22 protein-coding genes, 13 tRNA genes and 1 rRNA gene are annotated in these 18,746 nt (G+C 53.4%); 29 read left to right on the top strand and 7 right to left on the bottom strand.

Annotated features, from left to right (window positions below; translation table 11 throughout):
• From G3578_RS07785 to G3578_RS07715, 15 genes are all read left to right on the top strand, one after another.
• Window positions 1-126, top strand: a 23S ribosomal RNA gene (locus tag G3578_RS07785); the annotation flags it as partial.
• A 59-nt stretch (window positions 127-185) separates the two neighbouring features.
• Window positions 186-261, top strand: a tRNA-Asn gene (locus G3578_RS07780).
• 1 nt (window position 262) lies between these two features.
• Window positions 263-355: transfer RNA gene (locus G3578_RS07775), tRNA-Ser, on the top strand.
• A gap of 7 nt (window positions 356-362) precedes the next feature.
• Window positions 363-439: transfer RNA gene (locus G3578_RS07770), tRNA-Glu, on the top strand.
• A 49-nt stretch (window positions 440-488) separates the two neighbouring features.
• Window positions 489-564: transfer RNA gene (locus G3578_RS07765), tRNA-Val, on the top strand.
• A gap of 43 nt (window positions 565-607) precedes the next feature.
• Window positions 608-684, top strand: a tRNA-Met gene (locus G3578_RS07760).
• Between the two features lie 5 nt (window positions 685-689).
• Window positions 690-766 (top strand) — tRNA-Asp (locus tag G3578_RS07755).
• Between the two features lie 11 nt (window positions 767-777).
• Window positions 778-853 (top strand) — tRNA-Phe (locus tag G3578_RS07750).
• A gap of 6 nt (window positions 854-859) precedes the next feature.
• Window positions 860-933, top strand: a tRNA-Trp gene (locus G3578_RS07745).
• Window positions 934-953: 20 nt separating this feature from the next.
• Window positions 954-1,029: transfer RNA gene (locus G3578_RS07740), tRNA-His, on the top strand.
• Window positions 1,030-1,034: 5 nt separating this feature from the next.
• A tRNA-Gln gene (locus G3578_RS07735) sits at window positions 1,035-1,109 on the top strand.
• A 6-nt stretch (window positions 1,110-1,115) separates the two neighbouring features.
• Window positions 1,116-1,191: transfer RNA gene (locus tag G3578_RS07730), tRNA-Gly, on the top strand.
• 10 nt (window positions 1,192-1,201) lie between these two features.
• Window positions 1,202-1,276: transfer RNA gene (locus G3578_RS07725), tRNA-Cys, on the top strand.
• A gap of 16 nt (window positions 1,277-1,292) precedes the next feature.
• Window positions 1,293-1,379 (top strand) — tRNA-Leu (locus tag G3578_RS07720).
• A gap of 175 nt (window positions 1,380-1,554) precedes the next feature.
• Window positions 1,555-2,886 (top strand): purine/pyrimidine permease, encoded by a 1,332-nt coding sequence (locus G3578_RS07715; protein WP_165210982.1) that lies wholly within the window; start codon window positions 1,555-1,557, stop codon window positions 2,884-2,886.
• Here the strand turns inward: G3578_RS07715 and G3578_RS07710 are convergent.
• Window positions 2,837-3,514 (bottom strand): B3/B4 domain-containing protein, encoded by a 678-nt coding sequence (locus tag G3578_RS07710; RefSeq protein ID WP_165210979.1) that lies wholly within the window; start codon window positions 3,512-3,514, stop codon window positions 2,837-2,839. The genes G3578_RS07715 and G3578_RS07710 overlap by 50 nt on opposite strands.
• A gap of 107 nt (window positions 3,515-3,621) precedes the next feature.
• Between G3578_RS07710 and rnhA the strand changes: the two genes are divergently transcribed.
• From rnhA to G3578_RS07690, 4 genes are all read left to right on the top strand, one after another.
• A complete protein-coding gene (gene rnhA, locus G3578_RS07705; RefSeq protein ID WP_165210976.1) occupies window positions 3,622-4,056 on the top strand; it encodes a ribonuclease HI in 435 nt (144 codons plus the stop codon).
• Window positions 4,053-5,213 (top strand): tRNA epoxyqueuosine(34) reductase QueG, encoded by a 1,161-nt coding sequence (gene queG / locus G3578_RS07700; protein ID WP_165211042.1) that lies wholly within the window; start codon window positions 4,053-4,055, stop codon window positions 5,211-5,213. The genes rnhA and queG overlap by 4 nt, the downstream gene beginning before the upstream one ends.
• A gap of 84 nt (window positions 5,214-5,297) precedes the next feature.
• Entirely contained in the window at window positions 5,298-5,840 is a 543-nt protein-coding gene (locus G3578_RS07695; RefSeq protein WP_165210973.1) for a methylated-DNA--[protein]-cysteine S-methyltransferase, read from the top strand.
• A gap of 80 nt (window positions 5,841-5,920) precedes the next feature.
• Complete coding sequence (locus G3578_RS07690; RefSeq protein ID WP_165210970.1) at window positions 5,921-6,814, top strand: amidase domain-containing protein; 894 nt, start codon at window positions 5,921-5,923, stop codon at window positions 6,812-6,814.
• Between the two features lie 16 nt (window positions 6,815-6,830).
• Here G3578_RS07690 and G3578_RS07685 read toward each other — a convergent pair whose 3' ends face one another.
• Window positions 6,831-7,550 carry a ferric reductase-like transmembrane domain-containing protein gene (locus G3578_RS07685; protein ID WP_165210967.1) on the bottom strand — a complete coding sequence of 240 codons (720 nt, stop codon included), beginning with the start codon at window positions 7,548-7,550 and terminating at the stop codon, window positions 6,831-6,833.
• A gap of 122 nt (window positions 7,551-7,672) precedes the next feature.
• On the opposite strand from G3578_RS07685, the gene G3578_RS07680 reads away from it, so the two are divergent.
• From G3578_RS07680 to yhbH, 4 genes are all read left to right on the top strand, one after another.
• The gene (locus tag G3578_RS07680; protein WP_165210964.1) at window positions 7,673-8,143 is read left to right on the top strand and encodes a tRNA (cytidine(34)-2'-O)-methyltransferase; all 471 of its coding nucleotides are present in this window, start codon (window positions 7,673-7,675) and stop codon (window positions 8,141-8,143) included.
• Between the two features lie 110 nt (window positions 8,144-8,253).
• Window positions 8,254-8,979 (top strand): HAD family hydrolase, encoded by a 726-nt coding sequence (locus G3578_RS07675; protein ID WP_165210961.1) that lies wholly within the window; start codon window positions 8,254-8,256, stop codon window positions 8,977-8,979.
• A gap of 478 nt (window positions 8,980-9,457) precedes the next feature.
• A complete protein-coding gene (locus G3578_RS07670) occupies window positions 9,458-11,356 on the top strand; it encodes a PrkA family serine protein kinase (protein ID WP_165210958.1) in 1,899 nt (632 codons plus the stop codon).
• A 19-nt stretch (window positions 11,357-11,375) separates the two neighbouring features.
• Window positions 11,376-12,410 (top strand): sporulation protein YhbH, encoded by a 1,035-nt coding sequence (gene yhbH / locus G3578_RS07665; RefSeq protein WP_165210955.1) that lies wholly within the window; start codon window positions 11,376-11,378, stop codon window positions 12,408-12,410.
• A gap of 21 nt (window positions 12,411-12,431) precedes the next feature.
• On the opposite strand, the gene G3578_RS07660 is transcribed toward yhbH, so the two are convergent.
• The gene (locus G3578_RS07660; RefSeq protein WP_165210952.1) at window positions 12,432-13,994 is read right to left on the bottom strand and encodes a recombinase family protein; all 1,563 of its coding nucleotides are present in this window, start codon (window positions 13,992-13,994) and stop codon (window positions 12,432-12,434) included.
• Between the two features lie 110 nt (window positions 13,995-14,104).
• Between G3578_RS07660 and G3578_RS07655 the strand changes: the two genes are divergently transcribed.
• Together G3578_RS07655 and yidD are read left to right on the top strand one after the other, a co-directional pair.
• Complete coding sequence (locus G3578_RS07655) at window positions 14,105-14,518, top strand: PH domain-containing protein (protein ID WP_165210949.1); 414 nt, start codon at window positions 14,105-14,107, stop codon at window positions 14,516-14,518.
• Window positions 14,515-14,721 carry a membrane protein insertion efficiency factor YidD gene (gene yidD, locus G3578_RS21350; protein ID WP_165210946.1) on the top strand — a complete coding sequence of 69 codons (207 nt, stop codon included), beginning with the start codon at window positions 14,515-14,517 and terminating at the stop codon, window positions 14,719-14,721. Before G3578_RS07655 ends, yidD begins: the two co-directional genes overlap by 4 nt.
• A 34-nt stretch (window positions 14,722-14,755) precedes the next feature.
• Here the strand turns inward: yidD and G3578_RS07645 are convergent, their stop codons facing one another.
• From G3578_RS07645 to G3578_RS07630, 4 genes are read right to left on the bottom strand one after another with little or no spacing between them, the layout of a single operon-like run.
• Complete coding sequence (locus G3578_RS07645) at window positions 14,756-15,193, bottom strand: LexA family transcriptional regulator (RefSeq protein ID WP_165210943.1); 438 nt, start codon at window positions 15,191-15,193, stop codon at window positions 14,756-14,758.
• Between the two features lie 13 nt (window positions 15,194-15,206).
• On the bottom strand, window positions 15,207-15,719 hold the full coding sequence (locus G3578_RS07640) for an ImmA/IrrE family metallo-endopeptidase (protein WP_165210940.1): 513 nt from the start codon (window positions 15,717-15,719) through the stop codon (window positions 15,207-15,209).
• Window positions 15,720-15,778: 59 nt separating this feature from the next.
• Window positions 15,779-16,783, bottom strand: coding sequence for a PDDEXK family nuclease (locus G3578_RS07635; protein ID WP_165210937.1), 1,005 nt, complete (start codon window positions 16,781-16,783; stop codon window positions 15,779-15,781).
• 49 nt (window positions 16,784-16,832) lie between these two features.
• The gene (locus G3578_RS07630; protein WP_165210934.1) at window positions 16,833-17,261 is read right to left on the bottom strand and encodes a helix-turn-helix domain-containing protein; all 429 of its coding nucleotides are present in this window, start codon (window positions 17,259-17,261) and stop codon (window positions 16,833-16,835) included.
• 149 nt (window positions 17,262-17,410) lie between these two features.
• Here G3578_RS07630 and G3578_RS07625 point away from each other — a divergent pair, with 149 nt between their 5' ends.
• The 4 genes from G3578_RS07625 (at window position 17,411) to G3578_RS07610 (ending at window position 18,728) form a co-directional block, all read left to right on the top strand.
• Window positions 17,411-17,674, top strand: a complete 264-nt coding sequence (locus G3578_RS07625; protein ID WP_165210931.1) for a helix-turn-helix transcriptional regulator — start codon at window positions 17,411-17,413, stop codon at window positions 17,672-17,674.
• Between the two features lie 74 nt (window positions 17,675-17,748).
• A complete protein-coding gene (locus tag G3578_RS07620) occupies window positions 17,749-17,976 on the top strand; it encodes a hypothetical protein (RefSeq protein WP_165210928.1) in 228 nt (75 codons plus the stop codon).
• Window positions 17,977-18,022: 46 nt separating this feature from the next.
• Window positions 18,023-18,160, top strand: coding sequence for a hypothetical protein (locus G3578_RS07615; protein ID WP_165210924.1), 138 nt, complete (start codon window positions 18,023-18,025; stop codon window positions 18,158-18,160).
• A 49-nt stretch (window positions 18,161-18,209) separates the two neighbouring features.
• Window positions 18,210-18,728, top strand: coding sequence for a hypothetical protein (locus G3578_RS07610; RefSeq protein WP_165210921.1), 519 nt, complete (start codon window positions 18,210-18,212; stop codon window positions 18,726-18,728).
• The last annotated feature ends 18 nt before the right edge of the window (window positions 18,729-18,746 follow it).

Below are 18,746 nucleotides of genomic sequence, written 5' to 3'. Positions count from 1 at the left end.
AAGATGAGACTTCCCACAGCGTCAAGCTGGTAAGACCCCTCATAGACGATGAGGTTGATAGGTTCGGTGTGGAAGCGCGGCAACGCGTGGAGCTGACGAATACTAATCGGTCGAGGACTTATCCACAACAAGCCTTCAGCAAGAATCTTGCGTATCCAGTTTTGAAGGGGCAAGCCTTCACGTATTCCTCGGTAGCTCAGTCGGTAGAGCAATCGGCTGTTAACCGATCGGTCGGGGGTTCGAGTCCCTCCCGAGGAGCCATGGATGGATGTCCGAGAGGCCGAAGGAGCACGATTGGAAATCGTGTAGACGGGGATAACTCGTCTCGTGGGTTCAAATCCCACTCCATCCGCCATACATCCGGCCCGTTGGTGAAGTGGTTTAACACAGCAGCCTTTCACGCTGTCATACAGGGGTTCGAATCCCCTACGGGTCACCATTTCAAGCATTGATTCTCCGCAAAGCAGCGTCGCTTTGCGGGTTGTTGCGGAGGCTTAGCTCAGCTGGGAGAGCATCTGCCTTACAAGCAGAGGGTCGGCGGTTCGATCCCGTCAGCCTCCACCATTTTCCTCAGGATGGTCAGCCATAAGAGATGACATCCGATCGTCGCGGGATGGAGCAGTCCGGTAGCTCGTCGGGCTCATAACCCGAAGGTCGCAGGTTCAAATCCTGCTCCCGCAACCAAATCTGGAGCTGTGGTGAAGTTGGAGTTCACGCCGGTCTGTCACACCGGAGGTCGCGGGTTCGAGTCCCGTCAGCTCCGCCATTTTCGTTTTCGGCTCGGTAGCTCAGTCGGTAGAGCAGAGGACTGAAAATCCTCGTGTCGGCGGTTCGATTCCGTCCCGAGCCACCATGATGCAGGGGCATAGTTTAACGGTAGAACGGAGGTCTCCAAAACCTTTGGTGTGGGTTCGATTCCTACTGCCCCTGCCATTACAAGCTTTCCATACATGGCGGTCGTGGCGAAGTGGCTAACGCATCGGATTGTGGCTCCGACATTCGTGGGTTCGATTCCCATCGATCGCCCCATATACTGGGGTATAGCCAAGCGGTAAGGCAACGGACTTTGACTCCGTCATTCCTAGGTTCGAATCCTAGTACCCCAGCCATTTTACGCGGACGTAGCTCAATTGGTAGAGCGTCGCCTTGCCAAGGCGAAGGTCGCGGGTTCGAGACCCGTCGTCCGCTCCATTTTATTTTCGGAGGCATAGCCAAGTGGTAAGGCACGGGTCTGCAAAACCCTTATCCCCCGGTTCGAATCCGGGTGCCTCCTCCATCGCACAGATCCAAATGCCGGTGTGGCGGAATTGGCAGACGCGACGGACTCAAAATCCGTTTCCCGCGAGGGAGTGGGGGTTCAAGTCCCTTCACCGGCACCATTACATAGGAAGATTCCCTGGGACATTCCCAGGGTTTTCTTATCGTAGATTGATTTTTGCCTGGGAGTATCCTACAATAAAACCATCATGCATGATTGCGACATAATGCGTTTTTTCGCTGACAAAGCGGGAAAACGCATTTTTTTCCGCTGCTGACGAAGGGAGAGGTAGACAGATGGGGTACGGGTTGCATGAAAAGCCGCCATGGGGAATCACCCTGCTGGCTGCGCTGCAGTGGGTGATCGTTACCGTGTCGGGCAATGTGGCGGTGCCGCTGGTGATCGGTGATGCATACGGCTTGTCCGCGGAGGAGACGGCCCGTTTTATGCAGCAGACGTTTTTTTTCGTCGGCCTGGCTTCGTTCCTGCAGGTGTGGAAAGGGCACCGTTATCCGATGATGGAAGGACCAGCCGGCTTGTGGTGGGGGATTTTCCTCATCCTCTCCCAGATTGGGATGAGTATAGGAACCGCGCCAGGAGAGATCGGGCAGGCATTGCAGACAGGGATGATCGCGGCGGGCCTCCTGTTTTTCGCGTTGGGAGCGGGGGGATGGATCGCGCGGTTTCAGCGATTGTTTACACCAACCGTCACAGGGACGTACATGATGCTCTTGTCTATCGCCCTGTGCAGCAATTTTATAAAAGGGATGCTCGGCATCGGCTACCGGCAGGCGAGCGAAGTGCAGCCCGGCATTGCCCTGTTCTCCATCGGCTTGATTGCGCTGGTACTCGTTCTTCTGCGCGTGCGGCAAATCGCCGGATTCGCCGTGCTGCTCGGCATGCTGGTCGGTTGGGCGGGATACGCGCTGTTGGGGTGGACGGAGCCGATTCATCCCGCTGCGGGGAGATTCGTCCTGCCACAGCTGTTCTTTTGGGGGCCGCCGCGCTTTGATGCGGGAATCCTCTTCACCAGCGTGATGACCGGCTTTGTGCTGCTGACCAACCTGATCACCAGCATGGTGGTGGTGGGGCGAGCCGTGGGAGATGAGGCAACGGCGCAAACCTGCAACCGCGGTGGTCTGTTTACCGGCGTCTCCCATCTGCTCTCCGGTCTGTCAGGCGTGGTGGGCATGATCCCGCTTTCGCTGGCGGCGGCGGTGATCTCCACGACCAAGATGGCGGCGCGGCTGCCGTTTATGTTGGCCATGGCCCTCTTGATGGGGATCGCGCTGCTGCCGGACGTCTCCCGGTTTCTGGCGGCGCTGCCGCTCCCCGTCGCGTATGCGGCCATGTTTGTCTCCTTTACCCAGCTGCTGGGCTTCGGGCTGAAAGATCTCGCCCGCCTTCCGCTTGACGAGCGGACGATCACGGTGGTCGGCAGCTCCCTGCTTGCGGGGATCGGGGTGATGTTTATCCCGGCCAGCGCCTGGCATCACCTGCATCCGCTCGTCAGCTACCTGTTTGGCAACGGCTTGCTGCTGGGCGTGCTCCTTGCGCTTTTCATGGAGCATGTCGTGTTCAGACCAAGGAAGGAACCTGCTCCGTCTGAACCGCTTCGCCACCATTGATCTCCGTAAACATCCGGGCCGAAGAGCCAAGGATCTCCTGCCGCTTCTCCGGTGAAAGAGCTTCATGGAAGAAGATGACCTGCAGCAGCTCGCGGGCGGACGGCGTGACACTGGTGCGGACCGAGTCGACGATAGGGCTGCCGAACGGGCCGTGCTGATCGGCCAGAAGCAGCTTGCCCTGCATATGCACGTCGCGCCCGTTTAGCGCATCGTACCGGTCTTCTGCGCCGCCAAGCCGGCAGGTGATCGGCCCGGTCAGCTTGTCCGCATCATAGAGTCCGTACGGCAGGGCGTAATAGATGGACAGGAAGTTGTTGACGTCGACCCCCGAATTGATCCAGAAAAACGGATTGCCCGCAAGCAGGCGCCGGATCAACGCTTCGGAGGAGGGGCGGTAGCGGGACGGATCGATCCCCAGCTTTTTAAAGGCGCTGCGCCATTCGCGCACCCCGTCAATCTCCGTGATGGCGGCTGCGTCCCGTTCGATGCGCAGCGATTCCACAAACAGATTGATCCTGCCCCGCAGCAGTTTCGGCGAGTCGGCCAACGAGACGCCGGCATAGCGGATCACCCCCAGGGCAAAGCCGGGAAGCCGCTCGCCGACCGTGTGCGCGATACGGATCTCCATGGGTCATCACTCCTTTTCTCGGAAAATTATAGCACAGCCTGCGGGACGAGGGAAAAACCGCGAAGTATGCTACAATACAGATGAACAAGACGGAAGGGAGATTCCCGATGCGTGAAGTAACGATCTATACCGACGGGGCGTGCTCCGGCAACCCGGGGCCGGGCGGCTGGGGAGCCGTCCTGCTGTACGGCCAGCATAAAAAAGAGATGTCCGGCGCGGAAGCGAATACCACCAACAACCGGATGGAACTGACAGCGGCCATCGAAGCGCTGCGCGTGTTGAAAGAGCCCTGCAAGGTAACGCTGTACAGCGACAGCGCCTATCTGGTCAATTGCTTTCAGCAGGGATGGTACAAAAGCTGGATGCGCAACGGCTGGCGCAACAGCAAGAACCAGCCGGTGGAAAATCAGGATTTGTGGAAGGAACTGCTCGGGCTGATGGAGATTCATCATGTCCAATACGTCAAGGTGAAAGGCCATGCGGACAACGAATGGAACAACCGCTGCGACGAGTTGGCGACGGGGGCGATCAAACAGCTGTGACGGAGAAGGCATACTGGGAACAGACGAAGCAGGCGATCATCGACTACGCCAGAGAGATCGGGATCGACAAGATCGGGTTCGCTTCGGCGGACCCGTTCGTGGAACTGAAGGAGCGCCTGTTGACGCACCGGGAAAAAGGGTATGAATCGGGGTTCGAGGAGCCGGATATCGAGAAGCGGGTGGACCCGCAGCTCTCGCTCGCAGGTGCCAGGTCGCTCATCAGCATCGCCCTGGCTTATCCCTCCAAGCTGGAGGGGGCGCCCAAATCGGAGCCGGGCGCGTACCGGGGGATTTTGTGCCGGGCGGCCTGGGGAACCGATTACCATCACGTGCTGCGCGACAAGCTGACCAGGTTGACCTGGTTCATCCAACAGCTGGAGCCAGCCGCCCGCGTGGTCTCCATGGTGGATACGGGAGCCCTCTCTGACCGGGCCGTGGCGGAACGGGCCGGCATCGGCTGGGTTGGCAAAAACTGCGCGGTGATCACGCCCGAATTCGGCTCCTGGGTCTATCTGGGAGAGCTCGTCACCGACCTGCCGCTTCCCCCCGACACCCCGGTGGAAGAAGGATGCGGCGACTGCAATCTGTGTGTGGATGCATGCCCGACGGGAGCGCTTGTGCAGGGTGGGCAATTGAACGCGCAGAAATGCATCGCCTATCTGACGCAGGTAAAAGATTTCATTCCGGATGAATACAGGGCCAAGATCGGAAACCGCTTGTACGGCTGCGATACCTGCCAGACCGTCTGTCCGAAGAACAGAGGGAAGCATTTCCCGCACCATCCCGAGTTCACCCCGGATCCGGAGATCGCCAAGCCGCTGCTCCTGCCGCTGTTGACGATGGGCAACAAGGAGTTTCAAGAGAAGTTCGGCGCCTCTTCGGCAGCCTGGCGGGGCAAGAAACCGATCCAGCGCAATGCGATCCTCGCGCTGGCTCATTTCAAGGATCGCTCGGCCGTCCCCACGCTGATCCGCCTGCTGGAACACGATCCTCGCCCTGTCATTCGCGGCACCGCAGCCTGGGCGCTGGGCAAAATCGGCGGCGAGGAGGCAAAAGCCGCCCTGGAACAGGCGAAATTGCATGAAAATTCGCCGGAGGTCCTGGCTGAGGTGGAAAAAGGGCTCGCATTCGTCCGAGAAGCCGCGATCTCCACATAGCCAATGCCGCTCCTGTTGGGCTATCATGGGAAGTGATGCAGGTCATGCGGCACATCATCCTGTGTTTGGGGGAGGATCGCAAAAATGGCAAATGTGTTGGGATACAGCACCATGCAGTCGCCGATTGGCGATCTGCTGCTGGCTTCTACGGAAAAGGGACTTTGCTATATCGGCTTCGAAGCGGATGAGACCGGGCTGGCCGCCTTGCAGCGGTGGTGCCGCAAGCAGATGCTGCCCGGTACACCCGTGCGTGACGATGCGATGAATCAGGCGGCCCGACAGCAGTTGGAAGAGTACTTTGCCGGAAGACGGCGCTCGTTTGACGTCCCCCTTGAGATGTTCGGAACCCCTTTTCAAAAAGCGGTCTGGACGGCGCTGACCGCCATACCGTACGGAGAAACCCGTTCCTACAAAGAGATTGCGCTGGCCATCGGAGCGGCCAAAGCGGTTCGCGCCATCGGCGGCGCCAACAACTGCAATCCCATCCCCATTATCGTCCCCTGCCACCGCGTCATCGGTTCCAACGGGGCGCTGGTCGGATACGGGGGAGGATTGTGGATCAAGGAACAATTGCTGCGCCTCGAAGGATGCCTGTCGAACGAGGCGTCCGCGAAAGCGATCCGCTGACCCAAAGGGAAATTTCACTCATGCTGCGCGCGGGTGTCGTCATATAATGCGATGAAGACGAGTGACACGGGGGATGGACAATGGGAAAACCGTGGCAGGACGCGCTGCGCGACTATTTGGAAGATTCCAACCGCAAGCTGGTGGCAGAAGGGGCGGAGCATTTTCGCCTTCGGCAGGCAAAGCCGCTGAAGTCCAAAACGACAGCCACCCCGCTGTACGTAGCTTCCTTTGGGGAAGACGAGGTGGAAACAGCCCTCTCGCTGCATCAGCAGCTGTATTATGTGCAGGGGGACCAGACTTTTTTGGAAGAGAAGCAGCGGGTGCAGCCCGTGCGGATGAAGCGGGACGGCGATGAGTGGGCGTTCCTCTGGCCGTGGGGCTGGTATTTTGAACAGCATCACTTGGAAGAGCCTTCGCCCCAACCGGAGGAGATCACAGATGAACCGGATCATGGGGTACAGGAGGTCGTCTACGGCAGCGGGTACAACCGGGCTCTCGCCGTCGCCTATGCGGAGAGGTACTGGAACTCCTACAACCCGGCCTACAAGCAATTTGACGTGGACTGCACCAATTTTGTCTCCCAATGCCTGCATGCCGGGGGCATTCCGATGATCGGGATGGGCAATCCGGGAAGAGGCTGGTGGTACAGAGGCGGCCCTAGGCCGACCTGGAGCTACAGCTGGGCGGTCGCAAACAGCCTCTATCTGCTGTTGAAATCGGGCAGGGCGCCGATGTACGCCCGGACGGTAAACCACCCCTCCTATCTGGAGCCGGGCGATGTGATCTGCTATGACTTTGACGGCGACGGCCGCTGGCAGCACAACACGATCGTCGTGGCCAAGGACGGCAACAACATGCCGCTGGTCAACGCCCATACCTACAACAGCCGCATGCGCTATTGGCAGTACCTGGATTCGACCGCCTACACCCCGCGGATTCGCTACGCGTTTTTTCGCATTGCTGCAGGGAGATAACCGGAGAGACCAACGTTCAATCAGGGCTCCTCTGTTGGAGTGTGCGCTTGATCACCGTTGTCGTATACGCGGCGATCCGGATGAGGAGCACGGCGGCGGTCATCCAGAGGATGTCGCGGTACGTATGCGGCTCTCCTTTGATTAATTGGACATAGATGAGGCCGTGAAACGTCACCAGCAGAAAGAGAGCCGGATTGTACATGTGCAGCCGCTTCCACGTTCCGCCTCCGAGGAACCGTTCCGCCCGATCGGATGAGGTGGCAAACAAGGCAAGCAGCCCAAGGATGGCGATCGCTCCCATGTAGTTGGCGATCCCCACCATGCTCATGTTTGGCTCCAGGCCGCCATCCGGAGTATCCCAGAAAAAGAGCCCCAGCCACCCTGCCATCATCTCCTGAGAACCGGCAAAAAACAGTTGCGGTTCTCCCTCGAACAGGATCACGACCAGGATCACATGCAGGATCGCCGCCAGTCCCCCCATGATGCCGATGTCACGCCTCAGCGCCAGCAGATAGACCGTCCACCTGGCAGGCAGCCACTGTTTGACAGGACCGATCACCAACGTGCAGGCGATCAGGCAAAACCCCATATACCCCAGCATCATGCTCCAGGCTTCCATGGCCGGAAAGAAGTTAAAATCATCGCGCATGCCCTCCGCCAACATCCATGCAGCCGCAGCAAGCAGCCCGTACCAGGCAGGACGCAGCCATCGGGGTATTTTTTCTTGGCCGGTCATATCCATCCCTCCATACGTTTTTTCTTTAGATGCAGCTATCGGCCAACACGTTACAAGGTGGCGGCGATCATGGGGGGGCGGTATAATAGAGAGGTTGAGAACGAACGAAGGGAACAAGTCAGATGCCGCTACATATTGTTTTGCATGAACCGCTGATCCCGGCCAATACGGGCAACATCTCCCGCACCTGCGCCGCCACGGGCACCCATCTGCACCTGATCCACCCGCTCGGCTTCTCCACCGAAGACCGGTATCTGAAACGGGCCGGACTGGATTATTGGCATGCCGTGACGATCCATCATTACGACAGCTTTGACCATTTTGTCCGCGAGCACGGCAGCGGGCCGGGAACCTTCTACTTTGTGGAGACCTGGGGAGAGAAGCTTTATACCGACGTCTCCTACAAGGATGGGGATTACATCATTCTGGGCAAGGAGACGACCGGCCTGCCCCGCGAGATGACGGATGCGTACCCCGGGCAGGTGATCCGGATCCCGATGGGCGGGGCAACACGCTCCATCAATCTGTCCAACTGTGCGGCCATCGTGGTATTTGAAGCGCTGAGACAAATCGGTTTTCCCGGATTGAATTGACGGAAAAGAAGAGAGGCTGCATGACGAAGCCGCCGGCCTGCTCTCTGCCCTCAGTGGGACAGGCCCGCGCGATGCGGCTGGCAGATCAATAGCAGAGGAGCAATCGAACGATGAGCACACGCACCACCATTTTGTTTGACCTGGACGGCACGCTGCTGGAGATGCGGACCGAACCGTTTGTCGCCCAATACTTGCAGGAGTTGGGCAAATATGTGGGAGACCGGTTCGACGCGAAGAAATTGCTGACGCTGATCTGGGACGCCACCAAGGCCATGATCGCAAGCGACGACCCCGGCAAGACGAATGAGGAAGTGTTTACGGAGCATTTTCTTCAAACAAGCGGGTTGAGCAAGGAAGAAATCTGGCCGGTGTTTGAAGCCTTTTACCGCGATGTCTTCCCCTCCCTCTCCCATCTCACCTTCCCCTCTCCGTGGGCGAAAAAGATCGTGGAGGCCGCCAAGGCGCAGGGATTCCAGGTAGCGGTGGCGACCAATCCCGTCTTTCCCAAAGAGGCGATCTACAGCCGCCTGGCATGGATTGAGCTTGCGCCGGACGATTTCGAGCTGGTGACGGTTTATGAAGAGGCGCACTACACCAAGCCCAATCCCGCGTACTTTCAAGAGATTTGCGACCGGCTGGGCGTGGAACCGACTGCGTGCATCATGGTCGGCAACCACATGCAGGAGGATATGGTAGCGGGCAAGCTGGGCATGAAAACCTTCCTGGTTACCAACTACCTGGAAGACCGCGGCGAACCCGTCTATCCGGTGGATCAGCGCGGAACCCTGGAAGAGCTGTACCAGGCGATTGTCAACCGGACCGGCGTATTCGCGTAACTCCATATGCAAAAAGGCAGGTACCACCAAGGTGCCTGCCTTTTTCATGCGGGAGTTGCGGGAAATCCTTGTTACAGATTCCAGGTTTTATCCTCATTGTATCCAGCGGTGAGGATGAAGAACAGGAACGAGGCGAAAACGAAGGCAACGATAAACGTCCCCATCTGGACAACTCCTTTCGTACCCAACATACACTCCCCATTATAGCGTAGCGTCCCCCGTTTGCAAATATTGCATCCCCGCCGTTTGGGGCATTCTGATGAACTTTTTGCGGCGGCGTCCGTCCTTCTCCTTCCGCAAGGCTCCCCTTTTTTCAAGCCAGCAAAGTTTTGTTCCCAGCCGGTTAACAAGCGCGGATTCCCCGCATAAAGATAAGAAAAGGTGTCGTTTTCAAATGAATGTGGGGTTGCTGGCGGACATATACATGAAATTACATGATTGGGCCGACAAAGAAGGGCTAAAGGGAGGAGTGACTTGCATGGACATATTGAGACGCATTGCAGAGCACCGGGCCCGTGAAGAGAAACTGGCGTGGAGAGGGACGTTTGCGGAATATCTGGAACTCGTGCGCAAAAACCCCATGATCGCACAAACCGCACATTCCCGTGCATATAACATGATCAAAAGTGCCGGCGTAGAAGAAAACGAGGACGGCAGCCGCTCCTATTCGTTTTTCAGCCGGGAGATCTATGGCCTCGACCGCGCCATTGAGCGGCTGGTGGAGGAATATTTTCACTCTGCGGCGCGCCGGCTGGATGTGCGCAAACGGATCCTGCTGTTGATGGGTCCGGTGAGCGGCGGAAAATCGACCATCGTGACGATGCTGAAGCGCGGCCTGGAAGATTATTCGAAAACGGACGAAGGAGCGGTCTATGCCCTGGACGGCTGTCCGATGCATGAAGAGCCGCTCCATCTGATTCCCCGTGAACTGCGGCCGGAGATTGAAGCGGAGCTTGGCGTGAAGATCGAAGGGGAACTGACCCCCTACAACCGGATGCGTTTGGAAACCGAGTTCGGCGGGCGGATCGAAGACTTTCCCGTGCGCCGGATCTTTTTCTCGGAAGCCCAGCGGATCGGCATCGGCACCTTCAGCCCGTCCGACCCGAAGTCGCAGGACATCGCGGATCTGACCGGAAGCATCGACTTTTCCACCATTACCAAATATGGCTCCGAATCCGATCCGCGCGCCTATCGCTTTGACGGCGAATTGAACAAGGCCAACCGCGGCTTGATGGAATTCCAGGAAATGCTGAAATGCGACGAAAAATTCCTCTGGCACCTGCTGTCGCTGACCCAGGAAGGCAACTTCAAGGCGGGCCGCTTCGCCTTGATATCGGCGGATGAGCTGATCATTGCCCACACCAACGAAGCGGAATACAAAGCGTTTATCGCCAATAAAAAGAACGAAGCGCTGCAGTCCCGGATCATCGTGATGCCGATCCCCTACAACCTGCGCGTGACGGATGAAGAGAAGATTTATGCCAAGCTGATCAAGCAATCCGACCTGGGCCATGTGCATATCGCTCCCCATGCGCTCAAAGCGGCCGCCATTTTCTCCATCCTGACCCGGTTGAAGGAGTCGAAAAAGCAGGGGGCCGATCTCCTGAAGAAGATGCGCCTCTACAACGGCGAAACGGTGGAAGGCTTCAAAGGCTCCGATCTGGAAGAGCTGCGCAACGAGCATCCGGATGAAGGCATGTCCGGGATCGACCCGCGCTATGTCATCAACCGCATCTCCAGCGCCTTGATCCGCCGCGACACGGAGTGTATCAACGCCCTCGACATCCTGCGCGCGCTGAAGGAAGGGCTGGACCAGCACCCGTCGATCACCAAGGAGCAGCGGGAACGCTACCTGAACTTCATCTCGATCGCCCGCAAGGAATATGACGAACTGGCCAAAAAAGAGGTGCAGAAAGCATTTGTCTACAGCTATGAAGAATCGGCCAAGACCATGATGGACAATTACCTGGATAACGTGGAAGCCTTCTGCAACATGACCAAGATGCGCGATCCGATCACCGGGGAGGAGATGGAGCCGGATGAGCGGCTGATGCGCTCCATCGAGGAGCAGATCGGCATCTCCGAAAACGCCAAGCGCGCGTTCCGGGAAGAGATACTGATCCGCATCTCCGCCTACGCGCGCAAAGGGAAACGATTCGATTACAGCACGCATGACCGGCTGCGGGAAGCGATCGAGAAGAAACTGTTCGCCGATCTGAAGGATGTGGTCAAGATCACCACGTCCAACAAGACCCCCGATGAGCATCAACTGAAAAAAATCAACGAGGTGACAAAACGGCTGATCGAGGAGCACCAATACTGCCCGATCTGCGCCAACGAGCTTCTCCGCTACGTCGGCAGCCTGTTGAACAGATAAAGAGGAGGAGGCGGTTTGCATGGAAGATTCGTCCTCGTTCGTCGTCTCCAAGGAAGATTGGTCCCTGCACCGCAAAGGCCACCAGGATCAGTCACGCCACCAGGAAAAGGTGAAGGAAGCCATCAGGAAGAACCTGCCTGATCTGGTGAGTGAAGAGAATATTATCTTGTCGAACGGGCGGGATGTCGTCAAAATCCCGATCCGCTCGCTGGATGAATACCGGTTTCGCTTCAACTTTCAAAAAGGCAGGCACGCCGGCCAGGGAACAGGGGACAGCAAGGTGGGCGATGTGGTGGCCCGAGACGGCGATCCCGCCCAGGGCCCCGGCAAAGGTCCGGGTGCCGGCGATCAGCCGGGCGTCGATTACTACGAGGCGGAAATCACGGTGGAAGAGCTGGAGGAGATGCTCTTTGCCGAGATGGAACTGCCCAACCTGAGCCCCAAAGACGAGCAGCAGATCATCGTGGAAGAGACCCGCTTCAACGATATCCGCAAAAAAGGATTGATGGGCAACATCGACAAACGGCGCACCCTGCTCGCCGCCATCCGGCGCAATGCGCTGGCCGGATACAGCGACATGGAGCTTGGCATCAACGACGAGGACCTGCGCTTCAAGACGTGGGAAGAGATTGTCAAGCCCCATTCCAACGCGGTGATCATCGCCATGATGGATACGTCGGGATCGATGGGCGTCTTCGAGAAATATATCGCCCGCAGCTTTTTCTTCTGGATGCTCCGTTTTCTGCGGACGAAGTATGAGAAGGTGGAGATGGTCTTCATCGCCCACCATACGGATGCCAAGGAAGTGACGGAGGAGGTCTTCTTTTCCAAGGGGGAGAGCGGCGGCACCATATGCTCCTCCGCTTACAAGAAAGCCCTGGAGATCATCGATGCCCGCTATCCGCCGTCCCAGTACAACATTTATCCGTTTCATTTCTCCGACGGCGACAACCTGACCTCCGACAATGAACGCTGCGTCAAGCTGGTAAAGGAGCTGTTGGACCGCTGCAACATGTTCGGCTACGGGGAAGTGAACCAGTACACATCTTTATGATATATACAAAATGGATCCCGGTTAAATCGGGAACCTCGGGATAACCTCAATTTCAAACTGGTCTTTTTTAGTCCACTCTTTTTTTCGGATGAACATCACCTTCTCAATGATCGATTTGAGAAGGTGGTTTTTTTGTTCCGGAGTTTCTAGGCTGTAGTAATTTTCCAAGACAGCACGGACTTTAGGAACAATGGTTTTTTGGTGCTTCCGCCTGTGTAACTCCTCTTCGATTTCACTTTGTAAACGCGATATGGTTGATTCAGCTTCTTTGATTTTATCTGATATGCTTTTATGTCTCTGTAAGAATACCTCTTCACTGTAGACCTTCTTCTCAAGCATCTCGAACGCCGTTTCCCTCATTGAGTTCAACTCTGCAAGTTCTTTTTGGAAATGGGCGATTTGTCTCTGCTTGGTTTCCACTACGTCGTCTGACTCGTCTTGTAACGATGCAGACAGCTCCTTCTCAGAGAGTGATGATTTGCGGGCAAGAATCTCAAGGGCTTGAAGGACTCGCTGTTCAGCGAGGGGCAATAAAACGCCTTTTTGAATGCTTTGGCACCTTGGATTAATGCAGCGCAATTGTGGATTGGGCCTATCCGCTGTTCGAGTCATATACAAGGCTCTCTCACATACGCCGCACTTGATGATCCCCGCCAATGGATTGGACAAGCCTACCCCATCCCTCGTAGGAGCCCTCCACCTTCCCCGAAGAGCTGTGTTCGCTTCATCGAAAAGTTCCTGGCTGACTATAGCTTCATGGGCATTTTCGTGACGGATCCATAATTCTGGAGGCACCTTCTTTCGTACTCTCTTGCCGTTTCGTTTAAAGTGCTTCTCTTTACCCCATATGATATGGCCCAAGTAAACCTCATTTTTAATAATGTGCGAAACGGTCGATTGTTCCCAAAGGTCTCCTTCTGGTGGTTTTACACCAAGGGAGTCCAAATGCTTCACGACAGCTTGACGGCCATGCCCTCCGGCTACTAACTCAAAGATTTTCCGGACGATTGGAGCCTCTTCCGGATGGGGGACGAGCTTTAGATTTTGATCACGAAGATACCCGTAAGGAGGCTTACGTGTAATGGATTTTCCGTCTTTTGCCGAGCGCCGTCGGCCTCCCTGCAGACGTTTATTTATCTGCTTTAATTCCTCACGTGCGATGATTGATTTCACACCAAAGAGAAGCTCTGCACCTTCAGCGTTGCAATCGATGACCTCTGTCGGCGTGATGATCAAGGTCTCAGAAAATTTGAAGGCACGAAAGATAGTACCGGCATCAATCATGTCACCGCGACCGAGGCGATCAAGGTCCATAACCACGACGCCTTCAACCATTCCCTCCTCAATCTGCCGAAGCATTTCTTGGGCTTCAGGACGTTCGGAAAGGTACTCGCCGGACACAACTTCCTCAAAAATTCCGATCACGTTATGGCCTTCGCGACGGATCAGCTCTAGTAGTTCCCGTCTATGCTTGGCCAAAGTATCAAAAGGAGTGTTGTTCTCCAGGGCTTTGCGTTCTTCTTCAACATCTTTCCTACTCTTTCGAAGATAAACAAAAACATCTAGGTTGGTAGGGCGAGTCATGTGATCACCTCTCCATGATTATAGCATCTCATTTAAATGGAAGGAAAAATAAGTAATTTGTCGAATCGAGTGGTATTGTAGTAAATTTTGCCTGCTTGGAGGGGAGCATAATGACCTTATCGCCGATCAAAGAAGGGCTGCCTTCAGAATTGACATCACAACTAATGTCCCAGGAATCAGTTTATTACTTTTCCTTCATCGCATTTGAGGGAGGCTGCGGAAGTTCGAAATCAAGACAAAATTACTGGATTTCCGTGACCAATAAAAGAGTCCTGTACAAAACGAAAATTGTCGAGAACAACACTACTGTTGAAAAGGACGGAATTCTCCCTTTGGAAAAAATTTCGTTTGTTGAAGTATCAGAGGGACAAAAAACATCAGGATGCAGCTCAGTAAAAATGTTTGAACTAAGAATCAGCACTTCAGGGGGTACAGTGATAATACCTATGCCAACGAAAGAAAAGGGATTTGAAGTTCGTAAAGTATATTCTGAAATTATAGAAAACATGGGTAAAGAATCATGAATACCATCGTAGTACAATTAATCAAGATATATCAAATGCTGAAAAAGAACAGAGCGCCGAAGTGCTTGCATTATCCTTCTTGTTCTAATTATGGGATCATGGCTTTTAAGAAATACCCATTTTGGATAGCTACTAAAAAAACCATTTCCCGTATTAGAGACTGTCATCCATTTTCAAATCGCCCATACATAGATTATCCGTAATATTTAGGGAGCGCATCATGCGCTCCCGTTTTTGTTACTCATACTCTAATACAATCTCATAGGGATCAATCAGTTTTACCTCATCGGATGCTTTTATGAAGCCAGACACTACTCCGATAATCCGAATGTTTTCTGAAGGCAGTGTCATGGGCGGATATATGTCGTTTACAGTAGTAAATGTCGATTCAACTGGATTGACATCTGCAGCAATGCGAATTAAGAATTGTCCTTCCTGCCGCACCATGACCGGCTTGCCGAAAATCGGCTCAGCAGAAAAATCGGAAATCAGAAGGAAATCGCCTCGCTCAATGCCCAACCCAGCCAAGCCGTCATCATCCATCTGTAGTCCAAAGCGAGAAACATGATACGGTGCAACCTCAATGTACGGCTTTAAGGAGATTTCTTCATCCTCGAGCGGAAGATCGAAAAATGCCTCCGAATACGCCTTTCCCACAATGTGTACTTTTTTCATAGTTCATTCCTCCTTAAATGTAATGGGCATAGCCCCGGACATACATTCTGCTGAGAAATCGATCAAATCGCTGCTTTGCCATGCGCTCTGGCACCCGAAATAGTTGTGCTATGTACTTAGGAGCGTCATACAGGGTTACCTTATACGCAAAGCGATCAAACATGTAGAACGGCATCAGAAGGTGCTCAACGAAATGGTTGGCCTGTGCCTCTTGCCAGTCGATCAGGAGGCTATGATGATCAGGCTGTACTCCTACGTGGAGCACTAAATGCCCAAATTCATGAGCGATTTTCAATCTTCTGGTGATAGGATCCAGTGATTCGTCTACAGCGATCACGTGCCACCCCGGGCGCGATGGGTGAGGGTGGGTTCTACTCCTGCCGTTAATCGTCCAAATTTCGATCCGGTAGGTAGCACATAATGTCTCCAAGTCAATTTCTTCAGGATTCTGGATGCCGTGGTGTTTGAGCAACATGTAAACTTGTGATTCCAACCAGGTTTGTGGTTTGTACAAATCTTCGACCATTGGCACATTCCTCCCAAAACAGAAACATATGTTCGGTAAATGTTTAAAAAAAGTATTAATTACATATGCACCTGGATTCTATGCTTGACTAATTCTTCAGTCAAATCTTCATAGTAGTAAAAATAAATTACTCTGATTCCGTTAATGGTACATAGTTCATTTTTCCGTTGATCACGTTCTTGTGTGCGTCGCAGCGCATCTACTCCGCCCCAATGCTCGACAGGTTCAAAATGCTGAATCCCCTGATACTCGATACCGACATTTATCTCTTCGATGTAGATGTCCAACTCTAACCCTTCCAAGAAGTCAGGTCTATAGTGGTGGTGAATTGTAAATTCAGGGAAAAGTTTCATTACTAAGGTGTAGAGTAGCGTTTCATTGGTCCAGGCTTCACCCACTTTTTTATACCCAAAAATTTCTCGTACCTTATTCTCTATGTAGTTATGAATCTTTCTGCTTTGTTTCTGTGCCTCTTTTGCAATATCTCCAGTCATTGCAACGTAGGGAGAAATAGGGATTTTATATAGTGCCTTGAGTTCTGGTGCATGATTCTGAACATTAGGAAAAAGCATATAAGACCAGTGACAAACACCCAATTCATACGCCATTTTGTTGACATACCATCCGTATGTTTGCATAAACTTCCCGCCGTACATTTCATCGCAGTATCTATATTTTGGTACCGCCAGATTGCATTCATGACAAAGTCTGTCCTGAAAAGGTAAGTTATCTGGCACCTGGTCGGATGGAAACTTCGTTTCGACTATTGCAACAATGAAATGTAAAGGGAATTCGAACGGATCGAGCAAAGAACCTCTGGATAGATTGAGTTTGTTGTACCCTTGATGTCTTCTAAATCCGACGTAATTTATAATAGCCTTTTTCGTGCATGAGCAAAGAACGATAGGTGAGTACTTGTCTCGTTGGAAAGCAAAAAAAGCTCCATAGTGGCTAGGATAATGGACGATCGGAAAGGGCAAATCCTCGACTGCGATTGTCCCGTCCTGAAACGCAATTGGTTTTGGAATTGGTTGAGGTTTCTTTCTCCTCTTGTTCTTATTCACAAAGCAACACCACGCACATATGTTCGATTTTATTTGTTTATGAAAAGCCCTAATCATTTTTAGGGCCTTTTTTGATTTCTTCTGTGATATCGAACAAGGATGGAGGTTCGATAGGCTTAATGTTATTCTCACGCATTTGTTTCTTGAGTTCGTAATAGTACCGACGGATCTCCTTTTTCTCTTCTACTGTAGCATGCAGATAACCATCGAGGAAAAAGTAGTCGTCTGGATCGTCTACTTTCTCTTGGAGAAGCTCGTCCAGCGTAAAGTCTACAGCACGCCGACCATTAACCAAATAGTCAACAGAAACATCAAATAATGCCGCCAACTGGTTTAGTGTCTCCACAGAAGGTTCACGACGGCCCTGTTCGTAATAGCCATAAGCACTTACGGTAATACCAAGTTTTTTTGCAACGTCTTTTTGCTTCAGATTGTGCTTTTGTCTTAGTGCCTTGAGGCGCTCATGAAAGGATGCCACGTCGGTACCCCCTTTCGTTGGCTTTAGGGATCATTATACAACTAACAGTTGGGTATATTGAATAAATACAACAAAAAGTTTTATTTTGTATTGACACACAACTTTATGTTGGGTATTATATAGACAACAAAATGTTGGGAGGTGAGGTAATGAAAAAGCGAACCGTATTGATCGCTTTGAGAAAAGAGCAAGGATGGTCACAAAAGACGGTAGCGGAAAAGTTGCGTGATGAATACGGCATTTCTATAACGGTCAGCTATTACGGCATGATCGAGCAAGGGGTTAGAACTCCGAAGTTGGATCTAGCACTTGCCATTGCCAAACTGTTCAAACGAGAACCTGCGGAAATTTTTTTTGAGCAATCGCACAACAAAATGTTGTGCAACAGCATCGAAGACCAACAATCCGCTTGAAAGGAGTTGAGCAAATGTCCAGGGTCGTCCCACTCCCTCAACGGCATACCCATAGTTCAAGGGGGAATGCCGGCATGGATCAAGATCGAGACCCTTTGAAACGACCAACTTATGTCACACAGATCGGCAACACAATCATCAAGATACGTTCGGCTCTGCCGCTTATGACACCCGAAGAACAAGAGCGATGGTGGAAAGAAAACGACAATCTGCCGGAAGTCAGGATGTTCAAACGGGCGTGGATCGAATCGTTGATCCACGTTGCCAAGGCCGAAGCAGCTAGGGAGCACGATAGTGCGTAACATTGCCCGGTCTCGGGCAAATGGACAGGCCCGAAAGGAGGCCAACATGGATTTCACCGACATCAAGCAAGTACGCCGCACCACCCGCGACACGGAAGCGAATCAACTGCTGCAGGAAGGCTGGGTGCTGATCGACATCGAGAAGAGCTGTGGCAAGTGGTGCTTCCTGCTGGTGAGGAAGTAAACTCCACCCGTCAAAGCAACCACACCAATCACGAAAGGCGGTGATCCTGATGATTACAAAAGATGAGTTTGCAGCATTGTTAGAAAGAAGGAATCGCACAAACGGCTTCCGAAACGCCGGCCACTGGTTCGGTCTCACATACCGCCGTTTGCGCTTCTCAATGCTGCTGAATCCGGAGCACAGAGACATCTTACGCGAACGTAGGCAAGTGCTGCTGGCGGCCTGGAAAGAGTTTGTCAGCCAGCATCTGAGCTCGAAACCAGAACCAACATTTCCGCACCTTGAGCAAAAGTTGGCCGAATACGTCGCCGACCTGCAAGCCAAGGGAATCAGCTGCGAAATCCTGAAGGACGAAGTTCTACCGCCTGCGTGTGGAGTAGCAGTCCGAAAAGTTCTTGTCGCTGACTGCAGGTGCATGAAGGTCTTCGTGCAACTCTGGTTGGATTCTCGTGGCCCACTAAAAGACGTGGCAGTAAACGAAATCCACGCAGATGATGCGATAGCCTTTGCTGAATACCTGGATAAAAAGAGAGCCCCTCAGCAAGCCGAGGGAGAGTTCGGAAGATGAGCACAGTTTTATCGTACC

It is taken from the genome of Brevibacillus sp. SYP-B805 (genome assembly GCF_011059135.1).
GTDB lineage: Bacteria > Bacillota > Bacilli > Brevibacillales > Brevibacillaceae > Brevibacillus_F.
This window is presented reverse-complemented; position numbering and strand designations above follow the sequence as displayed.